This window comes from Veillonella sp. Ser01 (assembly GCF_053850375.1).
In genome coordinates, this window is sequence record NZ_JBSPUA010000001.1 from 20479 (window position 1) to 32260 (window position 11782).

General features: G+C 39.2%; 10 protein-coding genes. All 10 read left to right on the plus strand.

Annotated elements, in window-relative coordinates; all coding sequences use genetic code 11:
- Positions 1 to 234 precede the first annotated feature (234 nt).
- The gene (locus tag ACWTVK_RS00100) at positions 235 to 699 is read left to right on the plus strand and encodes a PTS sugar transporter subunit IIA (RefSeq protein ID WP_303940765.1); all 465 of its coding nucleotides are present in this window, start codon (positions 235 to 237) and stop codon (positions 697 to 699) included.
- A 12-nt stretch (positions 700 to 711) separates the two neighbouring features.
- Entirely contained in the window at positions 712 to 987 is a 276-nt protein-coding gene (locus ACWTVK_RS00105) for a PTS sugar transporter subunit IIB (protein ID WP_456045562.1), read from the plus strand.
- 31 nt (positions 988 to 1018) lie between these two features.
- Positions 1019 to 2386, plus strand: coding sequence for a PTS ascorbate transporter subunit IIC (locus tag ACWTVK_RS00110; RefSeq protein WP_456045563.1), 1368 nt, complete (start codon positions 1019 to 1021; stop codon positions 2384 to 2386).
- A complete protein-coding gene (locus ACWTVK_RS00115; RefSeq protein ID WP_456045564.1) occupies positions 2386 to 2781 on the plus strand; it encodes a YbaN family protein in 396 nt (131 codons plus the stop codon). Before ACWTVK_RS00110 ends, ACWTVK_RS00115 begins: the two co-directional genes overlap by 1 nt.
- A gap of 304 nt (positions 2782 to 3085) precedes the next feature.
- On the plus strand, positions 3086 to 3976 hold the full coding sequence (locus ACWTVK_RS00120; protein WP_456045565.1) for a helix-turn-helix transcriptional regulator: 891 nt from the start codon (positions 3086 to 3088) through the stop codon (positions 3974 to 3976).
- A gap of 269 nt (positions 3977 to 4245) precedes the next feature.
- Entirely contained in the window at positions 4246 to 9333 is a 5088-nt protein-coding gene (locus ACWTVK_RS00125) for a TonB-dependent receptor domain-containing protein (RefSeq protein ID WP_456045566.1), read from the plus strand.
- A gap of 35 nt (positions 9334 to 9368) precedes the next feature.
- The gene (locus tag ACWTVK_RS00130; RefSeq protein ID WP_456045567.1) at positions 9369 to 9986 is read left to right on the plus strand and encodes a MotA/TolQ/ExbB proton channel family protein; all 618 of its coding nucleotides are present in this window, start codon (positions 9369 to 9371) and stop codon (positions 9984 to 9986) included.
- Between the two features lie 2 nt (positions 9987 to 9988).
- Entirely contained in the window at positions 9989 to 10396 is a 408-nt protein-coding gene (locus tag ACWTVK_RS00135) for an ExbD/TolR family protein (protein ID WP_456045568.1), read from the plus strand.
- A gap of 2 nt (positions 10397 to 10398) precedes the next feature.
- A complete protein-coding gene (locus ACWTVK_RS00140) occupies positions 10399 to 11193 on the plus strand; it encodes an energy transducer TonB family protein (protein ID WP_456045570.1) in 795 nt (264 codons plus the stop codon).
- Between the two features lie 62 nt (positions 11194 to 11255).
- Positions 11256 to 11774 carry a flavodoxin family protein gene (locus ACWTVK_RS00145; protein ID WP_105086455.1) on the plus strand — a complete coding sequence of 173 codons (519 nt, stop codon included), beginning with the start codon at positions 11256 to 11258 and terminating at the stop codon, positions 11772 to 11774.
- Positions 11775 to 11782: the final 8 nt, after the last annotated feature.

Here is an 11782-nt window from a genome sequence, read left to right on the forward strand (position 1 = left end):
TCTTTATAGAATTAAACTCAAAGTGAAATTTAAAATAGGGTTTCTGTATTAATAAAAATTTAGAATTAAGAATAAATATTCGTAATTTGATTTTGGGTAATCTATTAATAAAATAATAGGGAAAATGTTAATTTTATTTGTTTTTATTACTGTATTCCTATTTTGTTATATGAAAAAACTGTAAGAATAGATATAATACAAGTATATACGTGAGTAAATTTAGGAGGTGTTAGCTTGTTACAAGATTTACTATCTGAGGATAATGTATCTTTTCATTATCCGGCAGAAACGTGGGAAGAGGTAATTCGTCACGGTGGTCAACTTATGGTTGATGCAGGTTTTACTGATCCATCTTATACCGAGGCTATGGTAGAGGTTGTACGTGAAATGGGGCCATATATTGTATTGGCACCAGGTCTTGCTATGCCACATGCTCGTCCAGAAAATGGGGCAAAACGAGTAGGTACAGCCTTAGTTACGTTGGAAAAACCATTAAATTTTGGTAGTCCTGATAATGATCCTGTTTCTGTTGCATTATTTTTATGTGCACCTAATAAGGATGAACACATTCAGTTATTGACGGATATTGCGACCTTGTTTGAAGATGATGAATTTTTAGATGCGGCAGCTGATTTTGAAAGTATCGAAGATGTACAAGAATTCTTGGCAGAGCATTTAGATGATCAAGAATATATTTAGTAGGAGGCAAGTATGATTTCTGTATTGACTGTATGCGGTAATGGTATTGGTTCTAGCTTGATGCTTAAAATGAAGATTGAAGAAATTTGTGCTGAAAATGGTATTGATGCACAAGTAGAATCTATCGATTTTAATGCCGCACAAGGCCGCAAAGCAGACCTTATTGTTACTGTAAAAGAATTGGCTGAACAATTTGAAGATAAGAATGTTGCTGTTGTTCGTAGTTATATCAATAAAAAGAAAATCACAGAAGATATTCTTGATGCATTGAAACAAGCTGCTCAATAAAATGTAACAACTATATAGAGGAGGTAGTGCCATGGAAATGGTATTAGAGTTCTTACGTGACGTGCTGTCTCAACCAGCACTTTTAATTGGTATTATGTCATGTGTAGGTTTGGTTGCTTTGAAACGTCCGTTTCATAAGGTAATGACAGGTACATTGAAACCGATTCTTGGCTACTTAATGCTCGCAGCAGGCGCTGGCGTTATCGTTAGCAATCTTGACCCACTAGGTAAGATGATTGAACATGGCTTCCATATTACTGGCGTTGTACCAAACAATGAAGCTATCGTGGCTGTTGCACAAAAAGTTCTTGGCGTTGAAACGATGTCTATTCTCGTAGTAGGCTTATTGATGAACTTATGTATTGCTCGTTTCACCAAGTTTAAATATGTGTTCTTAACAGGCCATCATAGTTTGTTTATGGCATGTCTCATGTCTGCCGTACTTGGTACTGCAGGTTTGTCCGGTATGGAACTCATCCTTGTAGGTGGTTTCTTAATGGGGGCCTGGTCTGCTATTTCTCCAGCAATCGGTCAAAGTTATACATCCAAAGTTACAGACGGTGATGAAATTGCTATCGGTCACTTTGGTAGCTTAGGTTACTATTTATCTGCTTGGGTTGCTAAATATGTCGGTAAAGCAGATGATAGTACAGAGGATATAGAAATTCCAGAAAAATGGGGTTTCTTGCGTGACTCCACACTATCTACAGCATTGACTATGATCGTATTCTATTTGATTGCAGCCTTTGCAGCTGGTTCTGAGTTTGTAGCTACCTTATCTGGTGATATGAGCCCTTACTTATATGCGGTTATGAGTGCTATGAACTTTGCCGTAGGTGTAACAATCGTATATTCTGGTGTACGTATGATCTTAGGTGATTTGATTCCTGCTTTCCAAGGTATTGCTACAAAAATTATCCCTAATGCAATTCCAGCAGTAGACTGTGCAGTATTCTTTACATATGCTCCAACGGCTGTAGTATTGGGCTTCATTAGCTCCTTTATCGGCGGTATCATCGGTATGCTTATCCTTGGCGCTGTAGGTGGTGTATTGATCATTCCTGGTCTTGTACCTCATTTCTTCTGTGGTGCAACAGCAGGTATTTATGGTAATGCTACAGGTGGTCGTCGTGGTGCTGCAGTAGGTGCATTCCTTAATGGTTTGGCTATTACCTTCTTACCAGCATTGGCATTGCCAGTTCTTGGTCAATTAGGTTTCCAAAATACAACATTTGGTGATGCAGACTTTGCAGTAATGGGTCTTGTATTAGGTCATGCATTCGAATGGATCGGTATGGCTGGCATCTATGGTATCGTAGCCATTGCAGCTCTTGTACTTATTATTCCAAACTTTATTAAAACAAAAGGTAAAGTTATTAACTACGTAGAAGAGGAGTAATGAAAACAACTGAGCAACATAGTAATGTGGTTGTGCGATACATATTCTTGACTGTTGGAGCAATCAGTTTTGTTCTCGGTACAGCAGGAATTGTAATACCACTATTCCCAACAGTTCCTTTTTATATGCTTACTTTATTTTGTTTAGCTCGAGGATCTGAACGTTTTCATAACATGTTCTTAGAATCTAGTTTATATCAAAAGACTGTTGGTGCTTATGAGCGCGATAAAGCGTTGACGTTGCGGACAAAGGTGTCCATTCTCTTATCGGTTAGTACAATAATGGCAGTTGGTGCCTATTTTAGTCAAGATATGCCCATTGCACTTATCGTTATGGCCTTTGTATGGATTGGTCATGTTATTGCATTAGTCTTTATTGTAAAAACAAAAAAATAAAGAATTATCTCTCATAATTCTACATATAGCCTTGTAAGTTAGACTGCGTTGGTTTAACTTGCAAGGCTTATTTTATTATAAAATCAATCATACATAGAGTAGATTGTGTAATGAATGGATGTTAATGAATAGAGCGCTATATATTACTGAAATTGTCTTATGTGGATTACAAATAGTAGAAACTTATATTTTTAAAGAAAAAATGAATTATTACAAAATTGAATTTGACAATGAATATCAACAATTATACTATGATAACTGTGTATATAGTAATTTATATAGTATTTGTGTATATGGTGATCGTATGAATCCACATAATCATGCAATGTCACATGCAGGGACGTCTATATCGAGACATAAGGTGTTTGATGGTATCGATTTAATGTTCCTTGATGTGAAGCAAGAAACGATTCAATTTTATGCTAAATCACATACTAAGACATTTGCCATAAATCATTGTGAAGAGGGGCGTATAGAGTGTAAGTTTACCTCTGGTGAATATTTATATATGGGGCCAGGGGATATGTCTTTAGGCTGGCATATTAGCTCTAATTATCAACATGAAAATTATTTCCCTACTAAGCTTTTTAAAGGGGTTGTATTATTAGTAGATGTTGAAAAAGCTCAGCCTATTTTAGATACCCTTGTTACTGAGACCCGTATTGATTTAACTCAGCTAGCAAATCGATTTTGTGAGCATTCTGACTTTGGTATGATGATGGAAGAGACGGAATCTGTTCGTCAGATTTTTTCTAGTTTATATAAAGTGCCTGATCAAATTAAAGGGCACTATTTTAAATTAAAAGTTATTGAAATTTTCTTATTATTATCTATTATTTCTACAACTAATCATGAAAAGAGAAGCTCCTATCGTAAACAACAAGTAGATATTGTAAAAGCTGTTAATGAATATATATCTACACAGTTTATGAAACGAATAACCATAGATTCCTTGTCTGACCAATTTGATATTCCTACATCAACATTAAAGCGTTGTTTTAAAGGGGTATATGGTACGACAATCCATCACTATTTAAAGGAATGCCGTATTAATGCAGCTAAGCGCTTGCTTCAAGAGTCAGATCAATCTATTTTAGAAATTGCTAATGCCGTAGGCTACGAGAATGGTAGTAAATTTACTAGTGCATTCAAAGAGGCCACAGGTGTAACGCCTAGTGCATATCGTAAAGTATAAATACCTTTAAACTAAACTAAGGCATGCATTATAGTATTAGTAATATTTAAAATATAATTGTTTAAGGTTTAGAACTAGTAGGTTATAAAAACTTAATATTGTCCGAAATGTATATTTTTGGTCTTTTCGGAGTAGATATGCAAGATACACTTTGCTAACATTAAAATGTAAATGATATTCAATGTCATTATATGTTGGTAGAGTGTATCTTTTTTATTTTGTGTATGAGATACAAAACATATGGTTAGTTAGAAATTGAGGAGGGCACAATGAACCGGTGGGGACATGTAAAACGCAGCATTATTCTGTCTAGTGCAGTTGCCTTGTGGCTTAGTGCACCGCTTGTAGTGTGGGCGGGGAATGCGACTGTTACTACGGATGTTGTTCATGTCAAAGGTACATGGGCAGAAGAAGAAGCAAAATTGAACTCACAGCAAGTGCAAATCATTACTAAGAAAGAGATTGAAAAGAAACAGGCGAAGTCCGTCGAAGATATTATATTTACTCAAACAGGTGTATCTAGAACCGTTGATGCTATGGGCCGTGTTGGTGTATCCATCCGCGGTGCCGAAGCGCGTCACACATTAATTCTTGTAGATGGTCAACCTGTACTAGGCGATTTTGATAAGTACTCTGGTGCAGCAGACGAAGTACAACGTCTAGGTACAGAAAACGTAGAGCGTATTGAAGTTATCCAAGGTGCTGCTAGTGCTAAATACGGCTCTGATGCTATAGGTGGTGTAGTTAATATCATCACCAAAAAAGCACAAAAGAAACCAACCCTCCAATTGAATGCAGAAGGTATGCGTCGTAAGAGCGATGGCGATGCGTTCCCATATCAAAACTTCTTCATTCGTGCCGACTCTGGTCAAATGGGGAAATTAAAGGTCGGTTTATCCGGTAGTAAACGTGATCTTATGCCTGTTTTAGCATCCGTTAAACGTCGTGACTCCGGCATGGCTTTTGATTATGCTAAGCATAACTTCAAACCCAATGTACTTCGTTACTATGGCGATGCGGCAGATATTGGTCTTGTAGCAACTTATGATGCAAACGATAAAAATAAATTTGAAATGCGTCTCAACCGGTATACAGAAGATCTTGTACGCGATGTTAAACACTCTGACTCCGACTTAGAGCCACAACAACATTTCAAACGTACTGCGGACCGTAATACTGTAAACTTACAATGGTCCTCTCGAGCTGGTAAAAGCGACTGGACGGTTGAAACTAACTACTCCCGCATCAAAGAAAATGACGTAGCCCTCATTAGTTATACTGGTCGTTCTGCTTATGAAGGCTCCAATGAGTTACGCTATATTGATAATATCGATCATCGTCAATTAGACGTTCGAGCTAATGCGAATACACAACTCAATAAAAATCACTTGCTTAGTTACGGCGTCAGCTATGCTCGCGAAGAAGGTTCTGGTAGCCGTCTAAAGAGCTCTCCTAATACAAGCACTATGTACATCGATCCATGGGATTACGATAAAAGCTTGCTAGTGGATAAACTCGATCGTCTTGTAAGACGTAAAGGCGATAACAGTATTAAAGTATACTCCCACATCCATGACTATAAGTTCATCAATTCCGGTGGTGGTATGCCACAATGGGATATGGATTACGAATACTATGGTGCCGCTACAGATGCACAAAAGCCAGGCATTACATATGATGATTATGTAAACTATGGTTTGTCTGAAAGCCGATTAAGTGATTGGTCTAGTACATCCCCTAATAATCAACCTGTAACGGATGAGTTTAAAGCTCGTTATAAAGCTTTAGAAGATCGTTTAAAAGCAGAAAATCCTGTATTATCTGCTACACGTGCCAATATCGTAGGTGACTACTTTAAATATGGCGAGTCCAATGATCCAGAAATGCGTAAAAAAGCACCTAAGCTCAATGGTAAAGCCTTCTTAGAAGAATATCGTAGTCGTGATCAGCGGCTAACAACTGGTAGCGGTTCAATCCGCAAGGTAAACGCTTATATTTCTGATACTTGGCAGGTGAATAAGAACTTAACCTTATCTCCAATTCTTCGCTTTGATAACAGTAGCCTATTTGGTTCCAATTTATCTGCGTCTCTGGGGATGACCTACAACGTTAAAGGCAACACACACCGCAGATTTAAAGCCAATGTAGGCACGGGTTATACTGAACCTGGCATGGGCGAATTATGGTACAACTGGGAAATGTACGCGTCTAACCCTGTAGGGATTGGGGTAGCGAAACTTGGTTGGTATTGGGCAGGTAACCCTAATTTAAAACCTGAAAAGTCTGTCAATTTTGACATGAGCTTAGAAGGGGAAAATAAAAATACTTATGCTCGCGTAGGCGTATTCCATAACCGCATCAAGAACTATATGTCCGTATACTTTACAGGGGACTTCATGGACTTTGCGCCATACCTCAAAGGCGATGCGAAGTACCAACGGGCACCAGATATGATTTACAGCTTTAAAAATATTGGTAAAGCAGAAATCACAGGTGTTCAAGCGGAAGTACAACAAAAGTTCGGCAAGTATTGGTCTGGTAAGTTAGGGTATACATACTTACATGCCATCAACAAGAGCGATCCAAGTATGCCTCGTCAATTGCTTGATAAACCAATGCACAAAGTTGACATCGGCATTACTTATGACAATCCTAAATCCGGTTGGAATGGTTCCATCTGGGGTGATTATTATATCAACATGCTTGATAGTAATACCCTTAATAACGGTGGTAACTATTGGCCAGATATCTTGTCCGGTGATGCAGGCGTTTATAATAAGCAAACTTATGAAAAGAAAACATTTGGTATTTGGAACGTAATGGTTCAAAAACGATTCAATAAAAATGCCATGATGTACTTTGGTATCAACAATATCTTCAACCATCGCGATGATGACCGTGCCACACAAGAACGGGTATACCGCGTGGGGGTTAACCTTAAATTCGGTGGTGGAGACAGTAGCAAAACTACAGCAATCGGCAAATCCAAGGATGGCACAACTATGAATGCAGTAGGGGTCAATACACCTAATGGAGCTAATGGCGAAGTAGTAAATGCTGAATCTGGTGTACAAAACGTAGCTGATGTAGTTCACTTAACTGATTTTATTCGATCTGATTTTGATACCACTAAAGAGCGTGGTGTTACATTAGTCGGCGACTACAGAGTGCGCTGGATGGCACATGATGGATCTAATAGACCTCAATCTCCATTTAGAGCGAACTCCGCTATCGGTTCTGCCAAAGCGAATATGTACGATGCCAATCGTCATAGCTTTGAACAACAATTGCGTCTTGGCTTTGATGCACGCCTTAATGAGTTTACTAATCTTAAGGTTATCGGCAGTGCGACTGGCATGAGTGGTGTCGATACAAGCTGGACTCAATCTGACTCTAAAGGCTTTAATCATCAACGAATCGATACAGTGGATCTCACAAGACGTGTTAAAAAATGGGATGTATCTGTGGGCCGCTTAACAGAGCCTATGGGTGCGAGTGGCTATTGGTTTGGTCAATCTTATGACGGTGTTCGTGCCGTTTGGAATGGTCATGACTCTCAAGTTCGTATCGGTGTTGGTACTTTCAAACATAGTACGGGCATTGCTGATTCTGCCTATACTCACGCAGTACATGAAGTTATCTACAGACCGCCAACAGCGGCTGAATTGATCGGTATTAACCGTGATGAGTTCCCATACGATATTGAAAGTGCTACTAAAACCGGTTCTGATGGTGAGAAAAAATCTAGTGAAGATGCAGCTGCACCAGATAGCCCTAATGGTATTTATGATTCTACTTACAAAGGTAAGACCGATAGCCTTTACTTCTATCAACAACTAAAAGGTTTGCAAGATGAATATGAAGCGTATAAAGCTACATTGAATCTAAGTTGGAGCAATCCGAATCGGGATCAAGAAATTGAAAAGGCTAATGCTAAGCTCGTAGAAACACAACAAAAACAAGCTCAAGTGATGAGCCGCTTACAAGATATTCTTACAAAGGCATACCCTACAGATATGGCTGAGAAGAAATTCTCCCTCGATATTCCATCTGGTGGTTATGCAATGTATGAAATTACTAATAAGAATACAGGGGAAAAACTCTATAAGACCGGGGACATTATGTATAATGTGAACTCTTCTTTATACCCTGAATCCTTAAAAGAAAAGGCTAAAGGTCTTATCATATCTACTGATAATAAAGATGCTTTAGTAAATCCTAAAGCCTATGTTGAAAAACATAGTGACGAGATCAATCAATCGGTAGCAGAAATTGCTAAATATAATGCTACAGATAACTGGAGCAACTATAACAATAGTGAGCTTGATGTAGTTTGGGTTAAACAGCCAGACGGGACGTTTAAACAATCTTATGATTACTATGGACAACCAGCTAGTGATTATGAGTTCACTGGATACTTAGGTGCTAAAACGTATAAATATGATAGTGGTCGCTATGTATTTAGCGATTATGACGCTAAAGATGCCATTTATAAAAAGAACTTTACAATGGCCTCCAATGATTGGGGTGAAGGTAGTTCGTACTATGGTTGGGGCATGCCAAATGCAATGTTCAACTATATGTATAATCTTGAAAAGGTTGTACATGATGCAGAGTCTGAAAATAAATTACCACGTGAAGCGATTGGTAAGATTATTGGCAACTTAATTCAAACAGAAGGGGTAGTTCTTGAAAAAGACACTGTGCCAGCTATCGATAAAGCAGCCTTTGTTCAATACAAGAAACAAATAGGTTCTCGTCTTGGTTTACAAGCTTGGTATTTACGCTCCTTTGGCGGTAAAACGCATACATACCTAAATGCAAATGGCAACGGTAATGATGAACATAGCTTCTCCAATGTAGCTCATGTATTCGGTATCGGCGCTAAATATCAACTGGGTGCTAATGCATCTGTTACCGTTGACTACGGACAAAACCGTTCTAACCTTGGTCGTTACTTAAACGGTAACACGGTTTATGAACATGAACGAGGCACAGCAGACTTTGCGCTTAAAGGTCATCAAATGGGTGGTACACCACACTTCTGGATGGCTCGTCTCGATATTGGCCGTGCTGACCTAGATATTCCAAAATCTTGGAATGCGTTCATCGATTACAAATACTTTGAACATGGCTCCTTCTTTGGTGGCAATGGTACTGGCGCAGTACCGGATCGTTATCTCGACGGTATTCGCAGCTTTACATTCGGTGCCGGCTATGTACCTCGTAAGGACTTACTCCTTGAGGCATTCTATACATTCGATGCGAAGGGCACTAATAAACGAGATACTTTATATGGTAGTGAAAGCTTTAAGTTAGGCGATTATACAAGAATTCAAGGGACCTACAGGTTCTAATGTTCAGTCTGTAAACAGGCAGAAAGGTTACTAATATGGAAAACTTAAATTATGTCATTCACTTGTTTCATAGCGGTGGGTATGTAATGTATCCATTATTACTCTTGTCTTTCATGGTTATCGCTATCGCTGCAGAACGAGCTTTCTACTATCACAAATATGCTGGGAAAACATTCGTTGTTACGCATGCAGTCAATGAACTAGCAAAATTACAAAATTGGACAGAAATTGATAAAGTAATCAAAGAAAACCCATCTATTGCGAGCCGTATTGCAGAAGCAGGTTTACATAATGCTTCTAGCGAGGAAGCTATGAAAACAGCCTTTGCTGACCAAATGGGTGTAGACGCAGTAGGCTTCCGTAAATATATGGACTACCTCAGTGCTACCGTTACAATCTCCCCATTATTGGGCCTATTAGGTACAGTAACAGGTATGATTGGTTCTTTCAGTATTCTCGACTCTGGTGCGGGCGCATCTGCTATCACTGGTGGTGTCGGTGAGGCCCTCATCGCTACAGCATCTGGTTTGTGCGTAGCTATCATGGCATTTATTGTGTATACAATCTTTAGTCATCGTTTAGATTCTATTATTAACCAAATTGAAAATATGTGTGTAAGCCTTGTGACTGCTAAACGAGAAGGGTGGAAATAATTATGAATTTACAAAGCTTTCGTATGAAAAGTAAGCCGGAATTCATGATTATTCCAATGATTGATATCATCTTCTTCTTGTTGGTATTCTTCATGATGAACAGCTTACAAACAGTGGCTCAAAAAGCCTTGTCTGTACAATTACCACAGGCGACTAGTGCCTCGTCACCAGCTCAATTGCCTGTAGTACTCACATTAGATGCAGAAGGTCATATTACAATTGATAACAATCCTATGAGCATTGATGATGCTGAGGCAATGGTTAAACAACGTATTCAAGGAAATCCGAATGCCAGTGTTATCTTGCAAGCCGATAAGCGGGCTGCCCATGGTCAAGTAGTAGCGATTATGGATTTGTTAAAACAATCTGGCGTTAAACGCTTGGCGATTGCAGCCGAACAGAAAGGATAATTATGGGACTAGGCATATCATGGAAAAAAGCAGCCATTATATCCGCCGTAGTTCATCTCATTGCTCTCTTTATTGCGGTCATCTTTTTTGTGGTCGTTCCAGCTATTCAAGATATGGATACCTATGAAGTGGATCTTACACAAAGTGTACTCGATGATGGCGGCAGTGGTCATGCCGGCGGTGGTGGCGGTAATAGGTCAGACCTATTCCCTAAACCACTATCGGCTGATGAAGTGGCGGCAAGAACAAAGGCTGTTGTAGCGAATATAGAGCCATCTACTGCAACAGATATTCCTGATGCAGTAGATGTACCCCAAAAAGGCGGCGAACATAAAGGTAATACCGCTGGTGATAATTCCGCAAGTGGTTCCGGCCCCGGACATGGTGGCGGCTCTGGTGGTGGTAACGGCACAGGTGATGGCACTGGTAATGGTGATGGCCAAGGTCAGGGAAATGGCAACGGTAATGGAAATGGCAATGGTAACAACCATGGCACAGCAAAAGCCGCATTTGATGCGGAAGGGTTCCGAGCAAGAGTACAAGCTAATGCGCAAATGCCTTCCATGGCTTTAAAAAGGAAATTACAAGGTGATGTAACTGTACAAGTAACACTTGATACAAATGGTAGTCTTATTGGACAAAGTATCGTATCTTCTACAAATGAAATATTCAATGATGCGGCAATGTCTGCCGTAGTGGCCGCAACACCATATAGAAATCCAACAGGCGAAGATATCGATGTCAACGTACCAGTTGAGTTTAGAGGTCACGAATCCTCTGATGATGAGGAAGAATAAAAGTATCTATGTAATAGATCTATTTTAGTAATATATTCATCCAAGAACTAAAGGAGCTAGTTATGAAATCCATTATTTTATATTCTTCCCTCACGGGAAATACAAAAAGCGTAGCGGAAGCAATGGCTTCCGTAATGCCTGAAGGTACACCTTGCGTTCCTGTAAAGGAAGCGCCAGAGAATTTAGCTGATTATGATACAGTATTCGTAGGCTTCTGGGTAGACCGCGGTACAGCAAATAAAGAAGCAGCTAAGTTGATTGAAACTTTGAAGAATCCTAACATCGTATTCTTTGCTACATTAGGTATGTATGCAGATTCTGATCATGCTCGTGAAAGTATTGAAAAAGCATCTGAATTACTACAAAATAAAGAGTCCCTTGTAGATGGATTCGTATGCCAAGGTAAAATCGACCCTAAAGTAATCGAAATGATGTATAAAATGTTCCCACCTGGATCTGCTCATGGTCAAAGCCCTGAACGCGATGCCTTACATAAAGCGGCTGAAACGCATCCAGATGAACAAGATTTTGCCAATGCAAAAGAATTTACAAAATCTGTACTTGCAAAGTTGCAAGCCTAAACTGAAAG